Below are 24238 nucleotides of genomic sequence, written 5' to 3'. Positions count from 1 at the left end.
TCAGCCCGCCTCTGCGGCCTCGGGCGGCAGCAACTGGAAAAAGGTCACATCGGCGGCGGCAGCGCCGCCTGTGGCCCTGATCTCATCCAGCACGCGCGGCAGCAGATCGGCGGCGGGTTCGCCCGCAGCCGTTGCCGCCACCGGCGCAACCAGCGGATCACGGCTGACCAGCGCAACGATCAGTTGCGGTTCGGGCAACGCGCCGGGCTGCGCCGCCATCGCAAAGGCAAAGGTCATCCGGCCATCGGGATGCGCGGTCAGCCGCGCCGACAGGTCATGCACGGTGCCGTCAGCCGCCACCAGAAACAGCCACAAAAACCGCCCGCGCAGATCGCGCAGGCTGCCCGCGACGGTGCCGGTGCCGCCCGCCACCGCCTGACTGTCCAGCGTCAGAGCCGGGGCCAGCTCGGCCCGGCCCTGAAGTTCTTGCACGAAATCCAGCGCCGGGCATTGGGCCTGTGTCACCCGGTTGTCCAGCAGGGCGGGGCTGGCGCCAAAGGCGGTCTCGTATCCCGCCAGCAGCGGGGCGAAATCGACCGGGCCTGCCGACAGCGCCGACAAGCGCCCGGCATCCAGCCCCGACGTCAGCCGGTGAACCTGCACGCAGGAACCAAGGTCGAACCCGGCCAGAAAGCCGTCGCGCGTCGCCATATCGCGCGGCGGCAGCGCCGTTGCCGACGGCGCGGCAGCGGGGACCGAGGGCGGCGGCACCGGCTGATCCCCGCCGCGCAGCGCCAGCCAGCCGGCGGTCAGCGCCACAGCCACCACGCCTGCCGCCCCGGCCAGAACCCGCGCGCGGCGGCGCGGCGGCGACAGGGGCAGCGCGGCAGGTGCAGCCGGGGCCGGGTGATCGGCCACCGCCGCAGCCCCCCACAGCGGATGGCGATAATGCTGCGGAATCCGCGTCGGATCAGCCGCCATCGCCGCCACATCCGACATGCTGGCCGGGCGCGCCGCCGGGTCAGGCTCCAGCATATATTGCAGCAGCGGATAAACCTCGTGCGGGATGCCGCTCAGATCAGGGATCTGCCGCCGCGCCGCCGTTGCTTCTTCGGCCGAGGCGCCCATGTCCAGCGGCGTGCCGCGCAGCACCGCCGCGATCATCAGCGCCATGCCATAGATGTCGGCGCGCGGCCCCACCTCGCCGCCGTAATGGCCAAGCTGTTCGGGCGCGATATATTTGAACTTGCCCGCGAACCGGCCCGCCAGCACGCCTTCGCCCATATCGGTGGCGCGGGCGATGCCAAAGTCGATCAGAACCGGCTGGTTCAGATCATCGCCGCGCAGCATCACATTGTCGGGCGACAGATCGCGGTGCGTCACGCCACGGGCATGGGCCTTGGCCAGCCCCTCGGCCAGCCGCGCGATCAGGTTCAGCGCATCACGGGCGCGGATCGGGCCATGAACATCGACGTGATCCCAGATGGTGGTGCCGTCGATGAACTCCATAATCAGGCAATAGCGGCCAAGCCCCTGATCCAGAACAAAATTGTGATAGCGCACGATGGCGTCATCGGTCAGCTGCCCGAGAATCCGCGCCTCGCGCATGAACATCTGGATGATGCCGTCATCGCTGGCCAGACTGGACAGCACGATCTTGAGCGCGACAGGATCGCCGGTGAACACGTTCTCGGCCCGGTAAACCTCGCCCATCCCGCCCTGAGACAGCATCTGCTGCACGCGGTAGTTGTTGTTAATCAGCACACCGGGCGCGACCGGACGGGCGGGCGACAGCGGCGGAATGGTCACGGCGGGCGGCGCGGCGATGACGGTGCGATCCTCGGCCCCGGCGGGGGCGATCAGCGTGACATGGGTGGCGTCGCGCCGGTCCCCGTTGTTGTCGCCGGGCCGGGTCATGGCTGATCCCCGGCTTCATCGTCGGTGGGCAGGCAGCGCAGCACGATGGTGGTGACGTTATCGCGCGCCCCGCGCTGCAAGGTTTCGGCGATCAGCGCATCCGCCACCGCCTGAGCCGACCCCTGCCCGGCCAGCAGGGCGGTCAGGTCGGGGTCGGGCAGATGCTCGGTCAGCCCGTCGGTGCACAGCAGGAACACATCGCCCGGCATCACCATGCCGGTGACGGTTTCGAGATGCGGCCCGTCATGGATGCCGATGGCGCGGGTGATGACATTGCGGCGCGGCCATGTCCGCGCCTGTTGCGCCGTCAGGCGTCCGGCGTCGATCAGCTCTTGCACCTCGGAATGGTCGGTGGTCAGCCGCGACAGCCGCCCGGCGCGCAGCAGATAGATGCGGCTGTCCCCCGCCCACAGGCAGGCAAAGCCGGTTTCAAAGATCAGCAGCGCCGCCACGGTCGCGCCAACGGTGGCAAGCCCCATCTCGCGCGAATGGGCGGTGATGCGGTGATGTGCGCGCCCCAGCCGTTCCGCGACGCGGGCGCGCTGATCTTGGGTGGATACGGCGATGCCGACGGATTCGATTTCCTCGGCGATGATGGCGGCGGCGACATCGCCCGCATCATGCCCGCCCATGCCATCAGCCACCATCCACACCCCGGCGGCGGGCAGCGACAGCAGGCTGTCTTCGTTATGCGCACGCACCAGCCCGGTGTCGCTGGCCGTGCCGGTGTCATAGCGGAAAGGCGGCAAGGGCAGGATCATGCCGATCTCTGCCCGCAGGGTGCCGGTGGCGTGATCCGCCGTGTCATCGCCGCTCCTTTTTTTCAGAATTGCAGCCGCATCTGCGCCGTCATGCCGACACTGTCCAGCGACGCCCCGCTCCGCCCGTCCAGACGCACCGAGGCGCTGAACTGTTTGGGCCGGCCATCGCCGCCGGGTTGCAGCACGCGCGTATAGGCGGCACCGATCCCCACTTCGCCATACACGCCAAGGTTGTCGGATGCCAGATCCTCGCGCAGTTCAAGGCTGCCATCGGCGCGATATTTGCTGAACTCGGATTGGACGCGACCGGCGAAATCGCGGTAAATCGTGCCGGTGGCATAGTAGTTCACCGCCTCGACCCCCGAGGGCAGCACCGTCCCGCGCGACAGCGTGGCCCCGGCAAAGCCCACGCGGCTGCTGCTGTCGCGGACTTCCAGCCGCGATCCATCGTCGAAATGCACCGCGCTGGTGCGGGTGTTGGAAAAGGCAAAGCCCGCCGTGGGCACCACCTGCCAGCCATCGGCCAGCGGCACCGCATAAGACAGCGACCCGCTGAGCGTCCAGGCGTTGCTGCTGAAATCCGCATCCGTCAGCCCCAGCCCGTCGCTGCCCTGAATCAGCGGGGTGTTGTTCAGCGTGAACCGGGTCCGTTCGCGGCGCAGTTGCAGATCGGCGCTGATATTGTCGCGCGCGGCGGTCACATAGACGCCGCCATAGACCTGCCGGAAATCGGCCCGGTTGACCGAGCCGCGCTGCCCGGTCTGGTTCCAGGTGCTGCCGTCCCATTCCAGCAGATAGACCGGCTGGGTCGTGCTGCCGTCGTTCATGCCGCCGATGGCGCCAAAGGCCATGTTCCAGCCGTCGAAATAGCCGTCAAAGCAGGCCAGATCGCCGCCGAACTGCATCCCGCGATAGCTGGCCGAAATGCTGCTTTCGACGCTGTAGGTCCGGGCCGAGCTGGCCCCGCCCGCATCGGCGCGCCCGCCGGTGACGCGGGTCCATGCACCGGGGGAACAGCGGCTTTCGCCCTCGGCCACGGCATAGCCGGTGACAAAGGGGCTGGTCGGGCGGTTCACCACCGACCCGATCAGGCTTTGCGTCAGCACCACATTGGCACTGATCCCGCCGATGGTGGCGTTGGTGCCGTAACTCAGCAACAGATCCCCGACCGAGGTTTTTTCCAGCCCATACACCAGCTTTTCCGTCCCCACCGGCAGATTCGCCGCCGAATAGGTATAGCTGTTATGCGCCGCATAGGCATCATCGGCATCAACCAGCAGAACACCCAGATCCAGCGGCGATTCCAGCGGCATATTGACGATGTTCAGGTCCAGATTCAGATGGCCCGTCACCGCGCCGCCGCTGACCTCGATCCGGTCGGCGCGCGGCCCGGCTCCGCTGGGGTCAAGGTTCACGTCCAGCGCATAGGTGCCGTTGCCCGACAGCCCGCCCACGCGCAGCACCCCGCCCGCCGCGCCGTTGCGCAGATCGACGGTGCCGTCATTGGCCAGCCCGCCGCTGATCCGTCCGCCACCGGCCGAGGTCAGGATCGCACCTTCGTCATTGCTGACCGCGCCCTGCACAAGGCCGGTCGCCGCAAGGCTGGTCTGCCCGGCGTTCGTCAGATCGCCGTCGATGGTGCCCGACAGCTCCAGCATCTGTTCGGCCCGGTTGATAACCTGCCCCGCACCAAGGCGGGTGCCGTCCGCAATGGCGATGCTGCTGTGCAGATCCACCGTGCCGCCGACATTCAGCGTATCGGCCAGACGCAGGCTGCCCCCGGCATAGGTCAGGTCGCCGCTGATCGAGCCGCCCAGATCGGCGCTGCCCTGCGTGTGCAGCGACCCGTCCAGCGCGCCGGTCACGGTGATCGCGCCGTTATTCACCACATCCGCCGCCAGCGTGCCGCTGACCGTGATCTGGCCGCCGCTGTTGTTGTCCACCCCGCCGCTGGCCGTCAGGCGGTGCCCCTGACGCACGTTCAGCCCCGAAACCGCCGCCGCCAGCGTGCTGTCCGCAGCCAGAGTCATTGCCTGCGCATCGGTGGCGGCGTTGGCGGGGGCCGGGGCGTTGGTCAGCGTGCCGGTAATCAGTGCATCGCCCGCCGTCACAATCGTGCCGCGGTTATTCAGCAGATCGCCCCGGATCGTCCCGGCCAGCGCAAGCCGGCCAGTGTTGGCGATGTCGCCCTGCGCGGTGCCGTTCAGCCGCAGCGTGCCGCTGTTGGACAGATCGCCGCGCAGCGTGCCCCCGGCGGCCACGGTCAGATCGGCGCTGTTGCTGATCCCGGCGGCGCTTAGACTGCCGCCGATCACGGCATCGCCGCCGGTCACGGACAAGGCGCCCGACAGATCGGCGCTTTGCCCGCTGGCAACCGTCAGGCTGCCGCTGCTGCTGACCTGCCCCGCTGTCAGATCGCCGGTCAGCGACAGCGTGCCCCGGTTCAGCAGATCGCCGCCCAGATGACCGCCGATGCCAAGGCTGCCCTCATTGGTGACAGCGCCGCTGGCCCCGGCCTTCAACAGCAGTTCGCCCCCCGCCGCATTGCTGGCCGCGCCCTCAAGCTGGCGGTCAAAGCTGGCGCTGCCGCTGTTCGCCACATCGCCCACCAGACGACCCTGCGCCGTCAGCGTGCCGCTGTTGCGGGTCAGGCCGCTGATGATCGCCGTCGCGCCCGCAGCCAGCGACATATCCGCCCGGTTCAGCACCTCATCCGCGCGCAGCGTGCCGCCGGTCAGCCGCAGATCGCCGTCATTCGTCAGTCCGGCCCCGCGCGCATCCAGAGACCCCGTCACGGTCACGCTGCCGGTGCTGTGGTTGGTCAGATCGCCCGCCAGACGCCCGCGCAGGCTGGCCGTGCCCGCATTGCCCAGATCGCCGCTCAGCACACCCGTGGACACCAGCGCCGCCCCGTCGCGCAGGGTCACATCGGCGTCCAGCGTGCCCGCGTTGGCGATGCTGCTGCCCGCGCGGGCGTTCAGCGTGCTGGCCTGCACACGGCCATCGGCGGCGATGGTCATCGTGCCGCGATTGGTCAGGCTGTTCACCCCGGCCAGCGCGCCGCCATCGGCAACCACCGTCTGCCCGGCATTATCGACCGAGACACCACCCTGCCCCGACAAGACCGCCTCGACCGTCATCTTGCCGCCCGAGGCAATGCGCAGATCGTCATGCAGGGTCATGTCATCGGTAAAGGTCACATCGCCCGCGACATCCAGCGCCGCCAGAATATCGACGCCCGCCCCGACCGAGCCTGCCCCCCCCAGTTGCACCGACCCGGCCGAGATGGTCAGCCTGCCCTGCCCGGCGCTGGTGATGCTGCCGTTCTGGGTCAGGGTGCCCGCAATGGCCAGCAGCGCATCACCGCCGGTCTTGGTCAGGATACCGCTGTTGGCCAGATCGCCATCGACGGTCAGATCGCCGGTCATCCGCACGATGCCCGCGTTGGTCAGATCGCCGCCGATCCGCCCCTGTGCGAAAACCCTGCCGCCGCTGTCATTGGTCAGATCGCCGCTCAGATGCGTGGCTTCGGTCATCTGCACCTGCCCGCCGCTGCCATTGGCGATGTCGGCGACCAGATCGCCCTGAACATGCAGCGTGCCGGTGTTGGCAATGCCGTTGTCGATGCGCCCGGCCAGATGCGCCGTGCCGCGATTGGTCAGCCCTGACAGCAGATTCGCGTCATCCTGCGTGGCCATCGTGCCGCCAGCCATGTTGCTGATCGCGCCGCTGACCGTGCCCGACAGCCCCAGATCGCCCAGATTCACGATGCCGCCCGTGTCCGCCGTCTGGACGGTCATATCGCCGCCGGCCCGGTTGGTGACGATGCCCGCCACGCTGACCCCGCCCAGCCCGGCGCTGCCCAGATTGGTCAGGTTTCCGGCGACCGAGCCACCGCTCACGCTCAGGTCGCCGCCGCTGGCATTCGTGACGGCACCTGTCACCACCACACTGTTCAGCCCGGCGCTGCCTGCATTGGCCAGCGGCCCCATCGCGCCGCCGGTGGCGGTCAACTCGCCGCCTGACTCGTTGCTGACCGGGCCTTGGGTCGTCGTGTTCATCAGCCCGGCGGTGCCCGCGTTGGTCAGCGCCCCCAGCGAGCCGCCCGTCACGGTCAGGCCACCACCATCGGCGTTCGTCACCGCACCCGCCACCGCCACAGCGTTCAGCCCGGCGCTGCCCGCATTGGTCAGCGTGTCCATTGCGCCGCCGGTGGCGGTCAGATCGCCGCTTGGCTGGTTGCTGACCGCGCCCTTGATCTCTGTCTGATCCAGCTTTGCCGTGCCCGAACTGGTCAGCCCGCCCGCCAACAGGCCGCCGGTGATGCTCAGATCGCCGCTGTTGGCCACCGGCCCGTCGATCTGCACGCCGGTGCCCACAGCCCCCAGAACCGCCAAGCCGCTGTTGTTCAGCGCCGCGATCTGGCTGGCGCGGCCCGTGCCGATGGCGATGCCAAGCGTTCCGGCATTGGTCAGAGCACCGTCCAGAACCGCGCCGTCCAGCGTCAGCGAGGCCGGGGCGCTGACCAGCGTTTCGCCGCTGACCCGCCCCATGATCTGCGCCGATCCCTCGAACAGCCGCAGCTGCCCCGCGCTGACCAGCCCGGCCCCGTCGGCGATCTGCAACTGGCCCCGGCTGACGGTATCGCCGGTCGTGGTCACGGTGCCGCTGGCCAGATTCAGCGCGCCCCCGGTCGTGACCCGCAGCGATACCGGCCCCGCTCCGGCCACCGCAACCGCGCCATGCGTCACCGTCTGCCCGCCCGAGACGATCAGCCCGCCGGTCAGGTTGACGGCGGAATGGCCGGGTTCGGCCACCACAACAGTCTGGCCCAGACTGGTGACAAGCCCGGCGACATCGCGCGCAATGGTCAGATCGCCGCCCTCGGCATTGGTCAGGCTTTGCGCCATGTCGGCGTCGATGCTCAGCACCGCGCGGTTTTCGATGGCAGCGGCGGTCAGCGCGCCAAAGCCGGTCAGCGTCTGCGGCGCGCTCATCTGGTTTATCAGCGTGCCGGTATTGTTCAGCAAGGCATAGGTCGCGCCGCCCACCAGCCACAGATCGCCATCGATCAGGCCGGGGCCGGCGATATGGCCGCTGCTGCTCACATTCCCCGTCAGAACCGCACCCGCCGCCAAAGACAGTTGGCCGTCGTTCGCCACGCTGGCCGCGGTCAGGGCCGCGCCGTTCCCCAGCCGCAATTCGCCGCCGGATACGGTGATCTCGTCGCCGCCCGCAGTGGGCGCGGCAACCGTCAGCGCGCCATTGACACTGGTCACGCCGCCCGCCACCTCGACCCGGCCGCTGACCTGCCCCGACAGGCTGGCGGTCGATGCCAGCCTGATCTGCCCGGCCTCGATGCTGCCCTGACTGGTCAGCGTGCCGCCATCATGCTGCAACTGCTGCGCCGACAGCCGCCCGCCGGGTGCGATGGTCAGGCCCTGGTAATTGGTGAACATGCCGATAGCCGACAGATCGCCGCCATCCGCGATGGTAAAGCTGCCGCTGTTGGTCACGTCATGGCCATTGCCCTGCACGGCGGAATCAATGGTGATCGCGCCGCCGACGGCATTGGTCAGGCTGCCATGCAGGCCATCCAGCGATGCCAGATTCAGCGCCGACTGGTTGACCACAGCCCCCGTCAGCCGCACCTGCCCGCTGATCTGCGAACCGGGCCTGAGCGTGATCGTCCCCGCCGCAATTTCCAGCGGATCATCGGCCGAGCCACTGATGACCGCGTTCCAGCCGTTCAGAAAATCGCCGGTCAGCGACAGCGCGCCCCCGCCCGCTGTCTCGATCCGCCCGCTGTTGGCAACCACATTTTCGCCGGGCGTATGGCCGATCTGGTTGGTGCCGCTCACCCGGGTCAGGCCGTTGTTGGTCAGAACGCCGGTGATGATACCGCCATTCAGCCGCGCCAGCCCCGCATTGCTGAAATTGCCGCCAATCGCGCCGGTCGCATTCAGATCCAGCGTGGCATCGGCATTGTTGGACAGATTGCCACTGACCATGCCGCCAATCGTCAGATGCGCCGCCGTGGCGTTCACAAGCGGCTGCACGGTCTGAACGACTGCCCCTTCGGCTATGGTCAGGGTGCCGTTATTGCGAAACTGCCCCACGATCTGAATCGGGCCGCTGCCCGCCGGATTGGCCAGAACCGCCTGCCCGGTTGCGGCAATGTTCAAAGAGTTCAGGCGGTCAACCTGCGCCGTCAGGTCAAGCTGACCGGCAACGGTCAGATTATAGAACCCGCTCAGCGACCCGGTATAGGACAGCCGCGCATCCTGCGCGATGTCGATACTGCGCAGCCAGCCCCCGACCGAGGACAGCCCGGCCCCTTGGGCGGTGTCGATGGTGAAATCGCCGCTGGCAACGTCGATATTGCCGGTTTCCAGCGCCTCGGTCACGGTCAGGCTGACCGGGCCACCGCCGTCGTGGCGCAGGATGACATGATCGCCGGACAGAAAAACCGCCGCTGCATCGGTCGCGGCAGACCACCAGTTCGCGGACTGACTGTCCCAGTCACCGCCCGATTGCGGGTTGAACTGGCCATCCGCCGTGCCGTCGCCATAATCATAATGCAGCGTCGCAGCCACAGCGACCGAGCCGCCGCCAAGCGCAACCGCAAAGGTCAAAGGCGGCACCAGCCGGGCACAGGGGAACCCCGCCGGCCAAAGCGGCCAGCCGGTCACACCACGATGACCCTTCGGATTCAGACCCATGTTACCTTTCCCGGCCGGAAAACAGCCCGGCATATCTGATGGGCTTTTCTGAAAATACAGTTCAAATCAAATGCAAAATGTTGTCAGGGCAGAAAAATTTTTGCGCGACTGCATGTTGCGCAAGTTTTCGCGGCGACAGCGCCGCCCCCGACGCCTTGCCCTGACCTGCGGAGCGACCGTGCAACCCCAAAGCAACCCATTCAACCGCAAGTGGTCTTGACGGGGCAAGCCGCTTTCCCGCATCCTGCGCGGACCTGAAATGGCGTAACCGGACATGACCGACCTTTCCCCGCAGCCGATACGGACAGATGCAGAAAAGACACGCCCGCCGATGGGCTTTTTGCGCTACGAATCGCCGCAGGCGGTATTCATCAACCTGCCGCAGATCGCCGAACTGACCCAGCAACGCCCGCGCCCGGCCGAAGATTCGCTGGCCTTTCTGACCCGGCTGCGGTCCTCGCCCACGCCCGAAGACGCGCTGACCTTTACCGCCTTTGCCGCCCTGCCGCAGACGGCGATCCGCTGGGGATACGAGGCGCTGCGGATGATGGCCGACCATCTCGACCCGATGGACCGCCCGATGATGGAGCTGATCGCCGCCTGGCTGCAACACCCCGCCACCAACATGCGGCAACGGATTGCGCGCGATGCACTTTGGGCGCCGTCGCGGTCGCCCTCGGTCATGCTGGGGCTGGCGGTGGCGTGGTCGGGGGGGCCGGTGGCGCCCAACGATCCGCTGCCCGCGCCGCTGCACCGCTGCCCCCGCGCCGTCAGCAGCGCGGTGCTGACCTGTCTGGCCCGCACCGATCTGCACCGCCGCCCCGGCTATCTGGCGCGCTTTGTCGATATGGCAGAGCCGCTGTTCCGCGCCTATTGACCGCACAGGCCGCCCATGACCCTGACCCTGCACATCGACAGCCATACCAGCCTGACCGGGGCCGATCCGTCGCAGATCACGGTGCCCGACACCGGGTTAAGCGCGGGTCGCTCGGCCAGCATGGGCTGGGTGCTGCCCGATGACAGCCGCCATGTGTCGGGCCATCATTTCGACGTCTCGCGGCAGGGCGATGGCTGGTGGCTGCGCGATCTGTCCACCAACGGCACCTTTCTGCAAGGCCAGCGGTTCCGGCTGGACGGGCCGCACCGGCTGCGCCACGGCGACCGCTTTCAGGTCGGCCCCTATCTGATCGTCGCACTGATCGAGGGCGAGGCCGCGCCCGACGCCCCCCTGCCGCTGACCGCGGAATCGCTGCCCGATCTGTCGCGCCCGGTCCGCCCCACGCCTCTGCCACCGGCCTATGAGGGGCTGGCCGATCTGCCCCCGCCCCCCCGGCACGAGGTGACGGGGATCAAGACCCCCGCCCCGGCCATCCCCGCCGGCGATGTCATCACCGCCTTTTGCAACGGTGCCGGTCTGCCGCCCGATCTGTATACACAGGCCGATGGCCCGGCGCTGGCGCTGGCGCTGGGGCAATCGGTGCGGCGGATCAGCGAACAGATCATGCTGGCCCTGCAAGATCGCGCCGCCGCCAAACAGTTCACCCGCGCGGGCGAAGGCACGATGCAGGCCGAACATGACAACAACCCGCTGAAATTCCTGCCGACCCCGGATCAGGCCATCGAGGCGATGTTCCTGCGCCCGCGCCCCGGCTTTCTGACCGGGCCGCAGGGTCTGGACGATGCGCTGGCCGATCTGCGGCTGCACCAGTCGGCGCTGTTCGCCGCGCTGCAACCGGCGCTGGCCCGGCTGCTGGCCGATCTGGACCCCGACGGGATCGAGGCCGAGGCCGAAACCAACCGTCAGGGCGGCAACCGCGCCGCCAAGGCATGGGAAATCTATGCCGCCCGCTGGCGTGCCAAGACCGAACGGCACGATAACGGGATGCTGGACGAATTTCTTGATCTGTTCGCCGCCGCCTATCGCGACGCCATCGACGGCCAGCCTACGGCGAATAACCTGCCGCGCTGATCTGCGGGGGCCGCAGGCGGGGCGCGACCGGGGCCGGGGCGCTCAGCGCAGATAGAACCCGGCGACGGCGACCTGCACCCCCGGCCCCGGCTGCGGGCCAAGGGCGGCAAAGAACCGTTCAGCCGTCTGGCCTGCGTTCTGCGCCACCGCCTCGGCCATGCCCGGCCCGGTCAGCGCCATGACGATCTGACTGGTGTCGCGCGCGCTGCCATTGCGGCGCACCGGCACGTCGAACTGCATGGCTCCGCCGCCATCCTGCGCCGCGCTGAAGCGGGTCAGATCCTGCACCACGCCATTGTCATCGACCAGCACCAGCACCGCCTGACCGCTGACCGAACCGCGCAGACTGTCGCCCGACCCGACCACCGGCTGCGCCAGCGAAATCGCCACCGCGCCAACCGGATAGCTGGCCGAGGCCCGCGCATAGGCCAGTGCCGGGCATTGCCGCGCATCCAGCAGAATTGACCGCTCCAGCAAGGCCACCCCCTGCGCCTGCGCGGCGATGTCCTGGCCGAACCCGGCAATATCCTGATCGCCCGCGCCGATCACCGTCAGTTCCACCGCGCCGTCCGGGGCGGTGGCGGGAACGGCGATCAGGCAGGATTGGGCCAGCCTGCCCCGGATCGCCGCGATCAGCGATTCCACCGCCTGCGCCTGCCGGGCGTCGGTCGGGCCGGAGGGCTGCATCCCGGCAACATCGCCGGTGCCGTCTTGCGCGGCAGGCGCAGGCGCCCCGGCGGCAACAGGTGACGTGGCGACGCCGGCAACCTCGCCGGGGGCGATCACCGCAACCGGCGGCACCGTGACCGCCTGTTCCCCGGCAAATGCGCCCGCCACGGCCGGCTGCGCCGCCTCGGCGGGGGGCAGCAGCTGCGGCTGAACCGGAACCGCCTCGGTCAGGGTGGCTGGGGCCAGGCTGGCGGTTTCGACGGCAAGCCCCGTGACCTGCACCTGAACCGGCGCGGACGGCCCCTGATCCGCCGCGCGACGCCAGCCGGGCAGATCCACGAACAGCGCCGCGATGGCCAGATGCGCCGCCAGCGCAAGGCTTAACGCCTGCGCCCAATGCCCGCCGCTTTCATAGACCGGCACCCTCATGCCCGCCCGCCCCGGTGGCGCAGCGTGACCAGCCGCATCGCCACGCCCTGCAAGGCCGGGTCTTGAAGCAGAGCCACCAGCACATCCGCCGGGGCGGCGCGGTCGATCAGCACGTTCAGCGTCACCGGCTGCGGCAGTTGCGCCAGCGCGACCCCCAGCAGATCGGGCGCGACAGGCTCATCGTTCAACAGCCAGTCGCCCTGCGGCGTCACGATCAGGATCGGGCGGGGCAGCTGATCCAGCGGCAGCTCGGCTGTCTCGGGCAGGTCCGGCATCACGGCACGGTCGCTGGCCCCGATCTGACCGCTGACCAGAAAGAAAAAGATCAGCAGCAGCACGATATTCACGATCGCCAGCGAAACGTCGATCCGCCGCGGATGCGGGTGCGAGGGCAGGGAAACGCTCATCCGCCCGGCCCTCGCGCCAGTTGAACATCGCTGATCCCGGCCAGCGACAGCGACTCGATCACGGCGACAAGGTTCTGCACCTGCGCACCCGGCTGCGAGACCAGCAGCACCCGCGCCGTGCCCGCCTGATCCAGCGCCGCCGCCAGATCCGGCAGCCGGTCAAAGCCGAACCGCTGCCCCGAGGCCACGATTCCATCGCCACTGACCGACCAGATCGCGGTTTCACCGGCAGGCATCGCCGGTGCCGCCTGCTGCCCCGGATCAGGCGCATCACCGCCACCACCGCCCACCGCCAGCGCCCCCCCGCGCAGGTCCAGCAACGAATAGGGCGACAGATTCGATGACAGCATGAAAAAGATCAGCACCTGAAACATCGCATCCGCCAGCGGCGTCAGCGCAAAGCCATAGCGCCGCTGGTGGCGCGGCAGGTCAATCCGGTGCAGAGCCGCCGTCGCCACGCCCTAGCGCCGCCCCGACAGCCCGACCCGGCCAAGGATCGCGGCGGGGATAATCATTTCCATGCGCTGACGTTCTGCCTCGATCCGGGCCTCCAGCCAGTTGGCGGCGAAATAGGTCAGCAGCGCGATGGCCAGACCGATGGCGGTGGTGGTCAGCGCCGTCCAGATCCCATTGGCCAGCAACGCCGGATCAACCGCGCTTTGCGACAGCGACAGCGCGGAAAAGGCGTCGATCATGCCGATGATCGTGCCCAGCAGGCCCAGCATCGGCGCGGCCTGCACCACGGCCTCCAGCAGACGCATCCGCCCGTTCAGCGCCGCCAGTTCCTCAAGCGCGGACTGCCGCCCCAGTTCCTCGGCATAGGTCGTGTCGCCGGGGCGGGCGCGCAGCCCCTCCATCACCGGGGCCAGCACGCGGGTCAGCACGCTGCGCCCCTGCCCGGCGGCGGTGATCGCCTGATCGGGCCGCCCGTTCAGCCAGTCGTCCAGCGCGGCCTCGGCCTCGGCCCGGCGGCCCACGCCCATGCGGCGGAACTGCATCACCTTGAAGATCGTCACCGTCAGCGCCAGCACCGACAGCACGATCAGCGCCGCAAAGATCGCCAGCGTGGACAGGTTCAGGATCGGCATGATTTCGGACATCCGGCCCCCTTACAGATCAAAGGCAATGTCGGTGCGGCTGCGCGGAGTCAGCGCATCCAGACAGACATCAGACATCGCCGCGCCACCGCCCTGCACACGGCAGGCCGCGACATCATTCACCACCACGCGGGAAATATCGGCGCAGGGCCGCCCCGGCAGATCGAACAGCACGATCCGGGTCCGCCTCTGGGCCAGCGCGCCGAATTCCAGCACCAGAATCGACCGCACGATCCCCTGCGCGTCGAACACCCCCACCTGCCAGGACGCCGCCTCGAACCCGGTGTCGCTGTGGTTGGCGGCAACAAAGGTCAGGCGGCAGGCCCCGGTTTCGGTATCGGCGGCATTGTTCAGTTCAACGACGATGCGGCCATCATCCGCACCAGCCCCCTGCGCCAGCACCGCATCGGGGCGCAGCGACGCCATCAGCATGACAGACATCAGCAGAGCGAAAAAGGAACGCAGCAAACTTCACCTCGTGAATCAGAGCAAGCTAGGGATAACACAGTTTGCGGCACGGTTAAGCAGATTCAGGCATCAAACGAACAACTTGTGGCAGAACATTGCGCGATGCGCAGATCATACCCGCGTTTCCCGCGGGAAAACCAGCACCCGATCCCGGCGCAGCATCAGCCACATCGGTGTGCCCACCGGCGGCAGGAACACGCCCGGCACCGCCGCCGTCAGCGCGATGCCGCCCTGTTCGGTCACGAATTCGACCAGCGATTCCCGCCCCAGAAACCGCGCGCGGCGCACAAAGGCATGGGCGGCGGTGCCGTTCTGCGGCGTCGGCGCGGGGCCTTGGCCCGCGCGGTCAAAGTCAATCTTCAGATGCTGCGGGCGGATCACAATATCGACCTCGGTTCCGTCAGGCACGCCCGGCGTCAGAAAATCGCCAAAGGGCGTCGCGGTCAGCGCGCCTGCAACCCGGCCCTGCAACACATTGATGTCGCTGAAAAACGCCGCCGCCGCGCGATCAGCCGGCGCGTTATAGATATTATAGGGCGCGCCCTGCTGCACGATCCGCCCGTCGCGCATCAGCAGGATCAGATCGGCCATGCGCATCGCCTCGTGCGGCTCATGCGTGACCAGCAGAACGGCGGTGCCTTCTTCTTTCAGCAGCGCCAGCGTTTCGTCGCGGATACCGTCGCGCAGGCGTTCGTCCAGCCCGCTGAAGGGTTCGTCCATCAGCATCACGCGCGGACGCGGGGCCAGCGCACGGACCAGCGCCACCCGCTGTTGCTCGCCGCCCGACAAGGCATGGGGATAGCTGTCGATATGGCGCGACATATGCACCCGCTCTAACAGCTCGCCCACGCGGCTACGATGCGCCGAGGCCCCGCCGCGCAGCCCAAAGGCGACGTTTTCGGCCACCGACAGATGCGGAAACAGCGCGAAATCCTGAAACATCAGGCCGATGCCGCGACGTTCCGGCGGAATGCGGAACACGGTATCGCAGACCAGCTTGCCATCGACCAGAATCTGCCCGGCATCCTGAATATCCACCCCGGCCACGATGCGCAGCGTGGTGGATTTGCCGCAACCCGACGGCCCCAGCAGACAGGCAACCTGACCGGCGGGCACGGCGAAGGACACATCGTCCACCACCTTACGATCACCGAAACGGCGCGACAGATGTTTCACCTCTAGCCGGGGCGTGGCAATCGTCGTCACGGTATGTCGCTCATCCTGCGGCACAGGCCCGGCCTGACAATCCACCCCGCCGGGCACAAGCCCCCCCCCCCTAAACCGTGACATTCAGCGCGCCACCATCCAGCAGCAGATTCTGCCCGATGATGAACCGCGCCTGCTGGCTGCACAGGAACGCACAGGCCGCACCGAAATCGGCGGCCTCGCCATAAGTGCCGACCGGGATTGTGGCCTTGCGCTTTGCCTCGGCCTCGGCGGGGGTGATGCCCTGCTGCGCGGCGGCGGTCGTATCCAGACTGACGGCGCGATCCGTAGCGTGCAGACCGGGCAGGATGTTGTTCACACAAACCCCGCTGCCCGCCACCTGCCGCGACATGCCCGCGACAAAGCCGGTCAGCCCGGTGCGCGCGGTATTCGACAGCCCCAGCACCGGCACGGGCGAACGCACCGCAGCCGAGGTGATGTTGACCACCCGGCCCCAGCCGCGCTCCATCATCCCCGGAACCAGCGCCTGCATCAGCGCGATGGCGGTCAGCATATTGGCATCAATCGCGCGGATGAAATCGTCGCGGTCCCAATCCTGCCAGTCACCCGGCGGCGGGCCACCGGCGTTCGTCACCAGAATATCGGCCTGCCCCACGGCCTCTAACACCTTGGCGCGCCCCTCGGGCGTGGTGATATCGGCGGCAACTGGCGTGACCTGCACCCCGTATTTCGACGCAATCTCATAGGCGGTCTGGGTAATCGCCTCGCGCGTGCGGGCGTTGATGACCAGATCGACACCCGCTTCGGCCAGCGCCTCGGCGCAACCGCGCCCCAACCCCTTCGAGGCGGCGCAGACCAGCCCCCGCTTGCCCCTGATACCCAGATCCATCGCCGCTCTCCTGCTGTGCTGCCACAAGGAAGCGCGCCGCGCCGCATTTGTCAAACCGCCGCGCGCCGCAAACGACCCGGCCATGACATGGGGCACACCGCCCCCGCTTCCTGTTTGCCCAAATACGCACCCTGGGGCAATACCGCGCCACCCCGGCAACGCCTGCGGTTGTCCGGGCCAGCCCAACATGACACAACCCCAAATAAGGACGATGATGCGCCCCGCCCCGCGCCCGGCGAACAGCGTTTGCGCAGGTGGCAGGCCGCGCGACCAGCATCAGCCGGATCACCGCGGCGCCGGAACAATATCCCGCCGAAATCCGGGCAACAGGCCGCAAGACACCGGCCATCCCGTTGATCTGCCCCGTTTCAGGAAATATTTCCCGGCCTGAACCTTAGGAGACAGCCATGTCCATCTCGATCCGCGGAATGACCAAAAGCTTTGGCACCACCTCGGTGCTTCGCGGCGTCGATCTGACGGTCGGCGATGGCGAGCTGGTGGCCCTGCTTGGCCCGTCCGGGTCGGGGAAAACCACCCTTCTCAAGATCATCGCCGGTCTGGAATGGCCCGAGGCCGGGGAACTGACCGTCGCCGGAACCGACTGGCTGGCCCTGCCCGCCCAATCCCGCCGCATCGGCTTCGTGTTTCAGCATTATGCGCTGTTCCCGCATATGACGGTGCGCGACAATCTGGCCTTTGGCCTGACCGTCGGCCCGCGCAAACAACGGCCCGGCGCGGCAAAAATTGCCGAAACCGTCGATAATTTGCTGAACTTCCTGCAAATCGGGCATCTGGCCGACCGCTTCCCGGCGCAACTGTCGGGCGGGCAGCGGCAGCGGGTGGCACTGGGGCGGGCACTGGCCATCGAACCCTCGGTCCTGCTGCTGGACGAACCCTTTGGCGCGCTGGATGCCGGCATCCGCCGCGATCTGCGCCGCTGGCTGCGCGAGGTGCATGACCAGACCGGCAGCACCACCATCTTTGTCACCCACGATCAGGAAGAAGCCTTTGAACTGGCCGACCGCGTGGTGGTGATGGGCGAGGGCAAGATCGAACAGATCGGCAGCGCCGAGCAGATCCACGACCACCCGGCCACGCCCTTTGTCGCCCGTTTCATGGGCGCGGTGATCGAACTGCCCGTGACCCTGCGCGCGGGCCGGGCGCAGGCACCGGGCCTGGACACATCGGCGCTGGACCGCCGCGCCCTGCCCGATGGTCCGGCCACGCTGTTCCTGCGCCCCGACGCCATCACCGTGCAGCCCGACCCGGCCAGCCCGTGGCGGCTGGCGCAAAAGACCAGCACCGGCGCGCTGATCCGCCTTGAATTGCACGGTCCCGGCAATGCCCGCATAACCGCCGACCTGCCCCGCCATACCGCGCCCCGGCTGGAAGCCGGTGCCGCCTTGCGCCTGCGTCCGCTGGCTGGTGCGATCTTTCCCGCAGCCCGGCCCGCCACCACGCTGCCCGAGCCTGCCATCCTTTCCCCGATCAAGGAGAACCGCCTATGAAAACCGGCCTGATCCGCGCGCTGGCACTGGCCACCGCGCTTGGTGCCGCCGCCACCCCGGCACTGTCGCAAGACCGCATCCTGAACGTCAGCTATGACATCGCCCGCGAATTGTTCGAGGCGCTGAACCCCGCCTTTGCCGAAAAATGGCAGGCCGATACCGGGCGCAGCGTGACCATCGAACAAAGCCACGGCGGTTCCTCGCGTCAGGCCCGCGCCATTCTGGAAGGGCTGAACGCCGATGTCGTGACCTTCAATCAGGAAACCGACATCGACGTGCTGGCCGAAGGCGGGCTGCTGCCCGCCGACTGGCGCGACCAGTTCCCCAACGGGGCCTCGCCCTATTATTCGCTGCCCGCTTTCCTTGTGCGCGCGGGCAACCCCAAGAATATCCGCGACTGGTCCGACCTTGCCCGCGACGACGTGGCGCCGGTGTTCCCGAACCCGAAAACCAGCGGCAACGCGCGTTACACCTATCTGGCCGCCTATGCCTATGGTCTGGCGCAGAACAACGGCGATCCGGCAGCGACGCAGGAATTCATCCGCAAACTGCTGTCGAACGTGCCGGTTTTCGACACCGGGGGCCGCGCCGCCACCCAGACCTTTGCCGAGCGTGAAATCGGCGACGTGCTGGTGACGTTCGAGGCCGAAACCGCCCAGATCGCCGCGCAATATGCCGACAAGGGCTTTGAACGGGTCACGCCCTCGATGTCGCTGTTCGCGGCCTTCCCGGTGGCCGTGGTCGCCGAGAATGCCGAAAGGAACGGCTCGACCGAGGTATCGACGGCCTATCTGAACTGGCTCTATTCGCCTCAGGCGCAGGAACTGCTGGCGCAGAACCATTACCGCGTGAACGACCCCACCGTGGCACAGGCGCACGCCGCCGATTTCCCCGAGGTCGACCTGGTCACGGTGGATGACGTGTTCGGCGGCTGGGATGCCGTGCGCGCCGATCATCTGGCCGATGGCGCGATTCTGGATCAGGTCTTCGTCAACCGATGAGCCTTGCCGCCGCACCCATTGCCGCTCCGCCCGTCCGGGCCAAGCGCGTCTTGCCGGGGTTCACGCTGAGCCTTGGCACGACGCTGCTGTATCTGACCGTGATCGTCGCGATCCCGGTTCTGGCGCTGATCCTGAAGGGGGCGGAAATCGGCCCGGTGCGGTTCTGGACCATCGTCACCTCGCCCCGCGCGCTGGCGGCGTTTCAGGTAACGCTGACAGCGGCGCTGCTGGCGACGCTGTTCAACGCGGTCTATGGGCTGCTGATGGCATGGGTGCTGGTGCGCTATGACTTTCCGGGCAAGCGGCTGCTGGATGCGCTGATGGATATTCCCTTCGCGCTGCCCACGGCCGTGGCCGGGCTGTCGCTGACGGCGCTGTTTTCGGCCAATGGCTGGTTCGGCGCGTGGCTGGAACCGAACGGGATCAGCGTGGTCTATTCCATCTGGGGGGTGGCACTGGCGATGGCCTTTACCTCGATCCCCTTTGTGGTGCGCACGGTTCAGCCGGTGTTAGAGGATCTGGACACATCGCTGGAACAGGCCGCCCGAACGCTTGGCGCGTCCGAGGGCGAGATTTTCCGCCGCGTGGTCTTTCCGCAGATTCTGCCGGCCTATCTGGCGGGTTGCACCATGGCCTTTGCCCGGTCGCTGGGGGAATTCGGGGCCATCGTCTTTATCGCCGGAAACCTGCCCTTCAAAACGGAAATCGCCGCCCTGCTGGCGTTTATCCGGCTGGAGGAATTCGATTACAGCGGCGCGGCGGCCGTCGCGCTGGTGCTGTTGTTCTTTGCGCTGGTGCTGCTGCTGGTGTCGAACCGCCTGCAAGCCTGGGCCATGCGCCACAAGGGGGCCTGAGATGTCACATGCCGCCGTTCCGCTGCGCCCCGGCCAAAGCCGTCTGGCCCCGCGCCTGCTGATCGGGCTGGCGGTGGTGCTGACGCTGCTGATCGTGGTGGCGCCGCTGACCTATATCTTTGTGCGCGCCTTTGCGCAGGGCTGGGCGGTCTATGCGTCGAACATCCTGAACCCGCTGACGCTGCACGCGATGTGGCTGACCACCATCACCGCGCTGATCGTGGTGCCGCTGAACATTGCCTTTGGCGTGGCAGCCGCATGGGCGGTGGCGCGGTTCCGCTTTCCGGGGCGCGGGCTACTGGTGACAGCGATCGAGATTCCGTTTTCGATTTCGCCCATCATCGCCGGCATCTGCTATCTGCTGCTGTATGGGCGGCAGGGTCTGCTGGGGCCGTGGCTGGCCGATCAGGGCTGGCAGGTAATGTTCGCGCTGCCCGGTATCGTGCTGGTCACGGCCTTCGTCACCGCCCCCTTTGTCGCGCGCGAGGTTCTGCCGCTGATGCAGGCGCAGGGATCAGAGCAGGAACAGGCCGCGCTGACCCTTGGCGCCAGCGGCTGGACCATGTTCCGCCGCGTGACCCTGCCCAATATCAAATGGGCGCTGCTCTATGGCGCAGTTCTGTGCACGGCGCGGGCCGTGGGCGAGTTCGGCGGCGTCTCGGTGGTTTCGGGCAATATCCGTGGCCAGACCAACACCCTGCCCTTGCAGGTCGAGCTGATGTTCAACGATCTGAACACCACCGGCGCCTTCGCCGCAGCATCCACGCTGACCCTGATCGCGCTGGTAACGATGGGGGTGAAATCGGTGCTGGAAGCGCGGCGGGGGTAGGTTGCGCCCAAAGGCCGGGGGTTTCACACCCCCGGACCCCCGTGGGATATTTATCGGACCAAAGATGCCTGTCAGGCCCGTTTCGCCACCGCGACACCAAGTGTTTCCAGCACCTTCGTTTCAATATGCGGGGCGTTCAGGGCCGAGGTGTCATACATCGCGAAGGGCGCGTCGTGATCGACGAAGGCGTCGGGCAGGGTCATCGAGCGGAATTTCAATATCAGGGCCAAAGTCACAGTTGACCATGCTGCCCACACCAATCAGACTAGCCATCATATGAGCATCAAACGACGCCTGTTCCTGCAAACCACCTTCTTTGTCACAGTCCTGGTCGGCTTGCCTGGCGTGCTTATGGGGGGGCACCGTTGACCGAGGTTGATCTTAAAGCGTTGGCCGATATTGTGCCGGGTGATGACATGAAAACGCTGGCCGCAGCTATTGGCAGCCGCTGGCGCCCGCCTGCGCCGGAAGAGCGAGGGTGGATTACCTATCTTGAAGCACATTACGGCTTCAAGGCGCGACTGGATCGTGACGGGCGCGTAGGCTCGGTGCAATATTTGCTACATTTCGACCCGCAAACCGAGATCGGCGGCGTACGAATGCGGATGAGCCATGCCGACTTGCAACAATTGCCCTACATTCGGACCATCGGACAGCCGGGTGCAAATTGGTTTGCAACCGCTTCAATGGTTCTGCCCGGCGGCGTGAATCAGACCGTTTCACTGACCGGGGACAAGGTAAACACAGTCAGACGAAACAACAGGGACGCAGTTTACCCCGAACATGTCATTCCGATCCCCCGGCCCAAGGTTTCGTTTAACGGGCAGGTCTTGCCCGGCGCTTTACCACGCGACGCGGATGCGCCCGATGGCTGGTGCTGCGGTCTGCCGCGTGGGATCATACAGGCGCAATGGCCGTTGTCGCAAAACACCGGCCACCCGCTGGAGCATCATTTTACTGTCCGCGTCCCGGCCCCCTATCGCGTTAAAGGGCCGCAGTTTGTCGCACTGGCCTTTTTCAGCGAGACCGCCAGCGAAAGCCCGGTTTCCAGGCGCGTCTCGGATCTTATGAACATCATCTTTGATGGCCGCGATCTGCCCCAATCGGTCGAGCCCGAGCTTGCGCCATTTCTGGATCACTTGCGTAACCGCCACCCGATGGACTTCAGGGCCAAGGACATCCTTCACAACACATTCGCCGTCATCTGGTTAACCGAAGATGAACTGAGCGGTGCCCCCTGCCTGCCACCCGATCCGATCACAACGGCAGCGAATAGCATGTGCGCGCCGCCGATCTGGCTGGATAAGACAACCAGCCAGCGCGCGGCCGATTGGGGCGAGGTGGTCGGCGACAAATGGGCGATAAGGCGTTTGAAACTGACCGAGGTCAGCGATGATTATAACACCGGGCGGATTCCGTTTGATGATCTGATCGGTGCCGCCGAAGAAAACCGTGATGGATATATAGCCGCTTACAGTGATGAATGGGATGCCTTGCCCGAGCAGCCCGATTATGGTCCGCTCCATTTCGGCGGCACGGTGATGAACGTGCAGGGAATGCCAGAAATCGGGCCATTTTTCCTTGATATCAGCGACCCTCTGGGTGAGGTGAATTTTGGCGGCGGCACCGGGCAGCTTGATCTGGTGTCTTCGGAACTGGACTGGGCGCAGTAACGCTCAGGCCCGTTTCGCCACCGCGACGCCAAGTGTTTCCAGCACCTTCGTTTCAATATGCGGGGCGTTCAGGGCCGAGGTGTCATACATCGCGAAGGGCGCGTCGTGATCGACGAAGGCGTCGGGCAGGGTCATCGAGCGGAATTTCAGCCCCTGGTCGAACGCGCCTTCTTCGGCCAGAAGTTGCGCGACATGGCTGCCAAAGCCGCCGATCGCGCCTTCTTCGACGGTTATCAGCGCCTCATGCGTGGTGGCGAGGTTCAGGATCAGGTCGCGGTCCAGCGGTTTGGCAAAGCGGGCGTCGGCGACGGTGGGGGTGATGCCGCGTGCCATCAGCGATTCGCGGGCCTTGAGGACTTCGCCAAGGCGGGTGCCGAACGACAGGATGGCGACGCGCGAGCCTTGGGCGATCATGCGGCCCTTGCCGATTTCCAGCAATTCGCCGCGTTCAGGCATCTCGACCCCGGTGCCTTCGCCGCGGGGAAAGCGGAATGCGATGGGGCCGCTGTCATGGGCGGCGGCGGTGGCGACCATATGGGTCAGCTCGGCCTCGTCTGCGGCGGCCATCACCACCATGCCGGGCAGGTTTGCAAGGAAGGCGATGTCATAGGCGCCAGCGTGGGTCGCGCCATCCTGCCCGACCAGACCGGCGCGGTCGATGGCAAAGCGCACCGGCAGGCCCTGCACCGCCACATCATGCACCACCTGATCGTAGCCGCGTTGCAGGAATGTCGAATAGAGCGCGCAGAAGGGCCGCATCCCCCCCGCCGCCAGACCGGCGGCAAAGGTGACGGCATGCTGTTCGGCGATGCCCACGTCAAAGCAGCGGCGCGGAAAGCGGTCGGCAAAGGCCTTTAGCCCGGTGCCATCGGGCATCGCGGCGGTGATGGCGGTGATCTTGTCGTCGCGTTCCGCCGCCGCGATCAGCGCCTGCGAAAACACCGCAGTATAGCTGGGCGCATTGGACACCGCCTTGGCCTGCTGGCCCGTCACCACATCGAACCGGCCCGTCGCATGGCCCCGGTCGGCGGCGCGTTCGGCGGGGGCGTAGCCCTTGCCCTTTTTCGTCACCGCATGGATCAGCACCGGCCCCGTGGCCCGCGCCTTGACCGTGCGCAGCAGCGGCAAAAGCTGGTCCAGATCGTGGCCATCGACCGGGCCGATATAGGAAAAGCCCAGTTCCTCGAACAGGGTGCCGCCGATGGCCATGCCTTTCAGCATGTCTTTGGCGCGCTTGGCCCCTTCGGCCAGAGGCGGGGGCAGCAGGCTGGCCATGCCCTTGGCCGCCGCTTTCAGTTCCTGAAACGGGCCGCCCGCATAGAGCCGCGTCAGATAGGATGACATCGCGCCGACCGGCGGGGCGATGGACATTTCGTTGTCGTTCAGGATCACGAACAGCCGCGTGCCCAGATGACCGGCGTTGTTCAGCGCCTCATAGGCCATGCCCGCGCTCATCGCGCCGTCGCCGATGACGGCGATCGCATCGCCCGGATCGCCGCCCAGATCGCGCGCCACGGCAAACCCCAGCCCGGCGGAAATCGAGGTGCTGGAGTGGCCCGCGCCGAACGGGTCAAAGGCGCTTTCGGTGCGTTTGGTAAAGCCCGACAGCCCGCCGCCCATGCGCAGGGTGCGGATGCGGTCGCGCCGCCCGGTCAGGATCTTGTGCGGGTAACACTGATGCCCGACATCCCAGATGATCTTGTCGCGCGGCGTATCGAACACCGCATGCAGCGCCACGGTCAGTTCCACCACGCCCAGCCCCGCGCCCAGATGGCCGCCGGTCACGCTGACCGCGCTGATGGTTTCGGCGCGCAATTCATCGGCCAGCAGATGCAATTCGCGGTCGGTCAGCGATTTCAGGTCTGATGGCAGAGTCACCCGGTCAAGGGTCGGAGTCGCCGGGCGGTGGTCTGTGGCTGTCATTGGCTGGCCCTCCGG

19 protein-coding genes are annotated in these 24238 nt (G+C 67.0%); 7 read left to right on the top strand and 12 right to left on the bottom strand.

Annotation, left to right across the window (positions count from 1 at the left end; all coding sequences use genetic code 11):
- From Q4G14_RS06905 to Q4G14_RS06895, 3 genes are all read right to left on the bottom strand, one after another.
- Positions 1 to 1857: a serine/threonine-protein kinase gene (locus Q4G14_RS06905; RefSeq protein ID WP_303360998.1), complete on the bottom strand. Its 1857-nt coding sequence runs from the start codon at positions 1855 to 1857 to the stop codon at positions 1 to 3.
- On the bottom strand, positions 1854 to 2618 hold the full coding sequence (locus Q4G14_RS06900) for a PP2C family serine/threonine-protein phosphatase (protein WP_303360997.1): 765 nt from the start codon (positions 2616 to 2618) through the stop codon (positions 1854 to 1856). Before Q4G14_RS06900 ends, Q4G14_RS06905 begins: the two co-directional genes overlap by 4 nt.
- Before the next feature lie 62 nt (positions 2619 to 2680).
- Positions 2681 to 9340: a hypothetical protein gene (locus Q4G14_RS06895; RefSeq protein ID WP_303360996.1), complete on the bottom strand. Its 6660-nt coding sequence runs from the start codon at positions 9338 to 9340 to the stop codon at positions 2681 to 2683.
- A 274-nt stretch (positions 9341 to 9614) separates the two neighbouring features.
- Between Q4G14_RS06895 and Q4G14_RS06890 the strand changes: the two genes are divergently transcribed.
- Positions 9615 to 10217 carry a hypothetical protein gene (locus Q4G14_RS06890; protein WP_303360995.1) on the top strand — a complete coding sequence of 201 codons (603 nt, stop codon included), beginning with the start codon at positions 9615 to 9617 and terminating at the stop codon, positions 10215 to 10217.
- A 15-nt stretch (positions 10218 to 10232) separates the two neighbouring features.
- On the top strand, positions 10233 to 11309 hold the full coding sequence (tagH, locus tag Q4G14_RS06885; RefSeq protein WP_303360994.1) for a type VI secretion system-associated FHA domain protein TagH: 1077 nt from the start codon (positions 10233 to 10235) through the stop codon (positions 11307 to 11309).
- Positions 11310 to 11351: 42 nt separating this feature from the next.
- Here the strand turns inward: tagH and Q4G14_RS06880 are convergent, their stop codons facing one another.
- The 7 genes from Q4G14_RS06880 to Q4G14_RS06850 all read right to left on the bottom strand — a co-directional run bounded on the left by Q4G14_RS06880 (position 11352) and on the right by Q4G14_RS06850 (position 16435).
- Positions 11352 to 12407, bottom strand: coding sequence for a hypothetical protein (locus Q4G14_RS06880; RefSeq protein ID WP_303360993.1), 1056 nt, complete (start codon positions 12405 to 12407; stop codon positions 11352 to 11354).
- The gene (locus Q4G14_RS06875; protein ID WP_303360992.1) at positions 12404 to 12814 is read right to left on the bottom strand and encodes a biopolymer transporter ExbD; all 411 of its coding nucleotides are present in this window, start codon (positions 12812 to 12814) and stop codon (positions 12404 to 12406) included. Before Q4G14_RS06875 ends, Q4G14_RS06880 begins: the two co-directional genes overlap by 4 nt.
- Entirely contained in the window at positions 12811 to 13272 is a 462-nt protein-coding gene (locus Q4G14_RS06870; protein ID WP_303360991.1) for a biopolymer transporter ExbD, read from the bottom strand. The genes Q4G14_RS06875 and Q4G14_RS06870 overlap by 4 nt, the downstream gene beginning before the upstream one ends.
- Before the next feature lie 3 nt (positions 13273 to 13275).
- The gene (locus tag Q4G14_RS06865; protein WP_303360990.1) at positions 13276 to 13914 is read right to left on the bottom strand and encodes a MotA/TolQ/ExbB proton channel family protein; all 639 of its coding nucleotides are present in this window, start codon (positions 13912 to 13914) and stop codon (positions 13276 to 13278) included.
- A gap of 9 nt (positions 13915 to 13923) precedes the next feature.
- Positions 13924 to 14352: a hypothetical protein gene (locus Q4G14_RS06860; RefSeq protein ID WP_303360989.1), complete on the bottom strand. Its 429-nt coding sequence runs from the start codon at positions 14350 to 14352 to the stop codon at positions 13924 to 13926.
- Between the two features lie 138 nt (positions 14353 to 14490).
- Positions 14491 to 15576, bottom strand: coding sequence for an ABC transporter ATP-binding protein (locus Q4G14_RS06855; protein WP_303361050.1), 1086 nt, complete (start codon positions 15574 to 15576; stop codon positions 14491 to 14493).
- A 79-nt stretch (positions 15577 to 15655) separates the two neighbouring features.
- Entirely contained in the window at positions 15656 to 16435 is a 780-nt protein-coding gene (locus tag Q4G14_RS06850) for an SDR family oxidoreductase (protein ID WP_303360988.1), read from the bottom strand.
- Positions 16436 to 16842: 407 nt separating this feature from the next.
- On the opposite strand from Q4G14_RS06850, the gene Q4G14_RS06845 reads away from it, so the two are divergent.
- From Q4G14_RS06845 to cysW, 4 genes are read left to right on the top strand one after another with little or no spacing between them, the layout of a single operon-like run.
- The gene (locus tag Q4G14_RS06845) at positions 16843 to 17943 is read left to right on the top strand and encodes a sulfate/molybdate ABC transporter ATP-binding protein (protein WP_303360987.1); all 1101 of its coding nucleotides are present in this window, start codon (positions 16843 to 16845) and stop codon (positions 17941 to 17943) included.
- A complete protein-coding gene (locus tag Q4G14_RS06840; protein WP_303360986.1) occupies positions 17940 to 18944 on the top strand; it encodes a sulfate ABC transporter substrate-binding protein in 1005 nt (334 codons plus the stop codon). The genes Q4G14_RS06845 and Q4G14_RS06840 overlap by 4 nt, the downstream gene beginning before the upstream one ends.
- Positions 18941 to 19798 (top strand): sulfate ABC transporter permease subunit CysT, encoded by an 858-nt coding sequence (gene cysT / locus Q4G14_RS06835; RefSeq protein WP_303360985.1) that lies wholly within the window; start codon positions 18941 to 18943, stop codon positions 19796 to 19798. Before Q4G14_RS06840 ends, cysT begins: the two co-directional genes overlap by 4 nt.
- Before the next feature lies 1 nt (position 19799).
- Positions 19800 to 20627: a sulfate ABC transporter permease subunit CysW gene (gene cysW / locus Q4G14_RS06830; protein ID WP_303360984.1), complete on the top strand. Its 828-nt coding sequence runs from the start codon at positions 19800 to 19802 to the stop codon at positions 20625 to 20627.
- Positions 20628 to 20698: 71 nt separating this feature from the next.
- On the opposite strand, the gene Q4G14_RS06825 is transcribed toward cysW, so the two are convergent.
- Positions 20699 to 20830 (bottom strand): hypothetical protein, encoded by a 132-nt coding sequence (locus tag Q4G14_RS06825; RefSeq protein WP_303361052.1) that lies wholly within the window; start codon positions 20828 to 20830, stop codon positions 20699 to 20701.
- A gap of 162 nt (positions 20831 to 20992) precedes the next feature.
- Here Q4G14_RS06825 and Q4G14_RS06820 point away from each other — a divergent pair, with 162 nt between their 5' ends.
- Positions 20993 to 22300 (top strand): hypothetical protein, encoded by a 1308-nt coding sequence (locus tag Q4G14_RS06820; RefSeq protein ID WP_303360983.1) that lies wholly within the window; start codon positions 20993 to 20995, stop codon positions 22298 to 22300.
- Between the two features lie 3 nt (positions 22301 to 22303).
- Here Q4G14_RS06820 and dxs read toward each other — a convergent pair whose 3' ends face one another.
- Entirely contained in the window at positions 22304 to 24223 is a 1920-nt protein-coding gene (dxs, locus tag Q4G14_RS06815; protein WP_303360982.1) for a 1-deoxy-D-xylulose-5-phosphate synthase, read from the bottom strand.
- Positions 24224 to 24238: the final 15 nt, after the last annotated feature.

This window comes from Paracoccus sp. (in: a-proteobacteria) (assembly GCF_030538755.1).
In the GTDB taxonomy this organism is placed as follows: domain Bacteria; phylum Pseudomonadota; class Alphaproteobacteria; order Rhodobacterales; family Rhodobacteraceae; genus Paracoccus.
The sequence above is the reverse complement of the archived record's forward strand: the minus strand, read 5'-3'. Positions and strand labels throughout refer to the sequence as shown.

Excerpts from the sequence above, each read along its gene's own strand:
- Q4G14_RS06865 (WP_303360990.1), bottom strand. The coding sequence starts at position 13,914 with ATGTCCGAAATCATGCCGATCCTGAACCTGTCCACGCTGGCGATCTTT.
- cysT (WP_303360985.1), top strand. The coding sequence starts at position 18,941 with ATGAGCCTTGCCGCCGCACCCATTGCCGCTCCGCCCGTCCGGGCCAAG.
- tagH (WP_303360994.1), top strand. The coding sequence starts at position 10,233 with ATGACCCTGACCCTGCACATCGACAGCCATACCAGCCTGACCGGGGCC.
- Q4G14_RS06890 (WP_303360995.1), top strand. The coding sequence starts at position 9,615 with ATGACCGACCTTTCCCCGCAGCCGATACGGACAGATGCAGAAAAGACA.
- Q4G14_RS06900 (WP_303360997.1), bottom strand. The coding sequence starts at position 2,618 with ATGATCCTGCCCTTGCCGCCTTTCCGCTATGACACCGGCACGGCCAGC.
- Q4G14_RS06850 (WP_303360988.1), bottom strand. The coding sequence starts at position 16,435 with ATGGATCTGGGTATCAGGGGCAAGCGGGGGCTGGTCTGCGCCGCCTCG.
- Q4G14_RS06880 (WP_303360993.1), bottom strand. The coding sequence starts at position 12,407 with ATGAGGGTGCCGGTCTATGAAAGCGGCGGGCATTGGGCGCAGGCGTTA.
- Q4G14_RS06825 (WP_303361052.1), bottom strand. The coding sequence starts at position 20,830 with ATGACCCTGCCCGACGCCTTCGTCGATCACGACGCGCCCTTCGCGATG.
- Q4G14_RS06845 (WP_303360987.1), top strand. The coding sequence starts at position 16,843 with ATGTCCATCTCGATCCGCGGAATGACCAAAAGCTTTGGCACCACCTCG.
- Q4G14_RS06840 (WP_303360986.1), top strand. The coding sequence starts at position 17,940 with ATGAAAACCGGCCTGATCCGCGCGCTGGCACTGGCCACCGCGCTTGGT.
- Q4G14_RS06860 (WP_303360989.1), bottom strand. The coding sequence starts at position 14,352 with ATGTCTGTCATGCTGATGGCGTCGCTGCGCCCCGATGCGGTGCTGGCG.
- Q4G14_RS06875 (WP_303360992.1), bottom strand. The coding sequence starts at position 12,814 with ATGAGCGTTTCCCTGCCCTCGCACCCGCATCCGCGGCGGATCGACGTT.
- Q4G14_RS06895 (WP_303360996.1), bottom strand. The coding sequence starts at position 9,340 with ATGGGTCTGAATCCGAAGGGTCATCGTGGTGTGACCGGCTGGCCGCTT.
- Q4G14_RS06905 (WP_303360998.1), bottom strand. The coding sequence starts at position 1,857 with ATGACCCGGCCCGGCGACAACAACGGGGACCGGCGCGACGCCACCCAT.
- cysW (WP_303360984.1), top strand. The coding sequence starts at position 19,800 with ATGTCACATGCCGCCGTTCCGCTGCGCCCCGGCCAAAGCCGTCTGGCC.
- dxs (WP_303360982.1), bottom strand. The coding sequence starts at position 24,223 with ATGACAGCCACAGACCACCGCCCGGCGACTCCGACCCTTGACCGGGTG.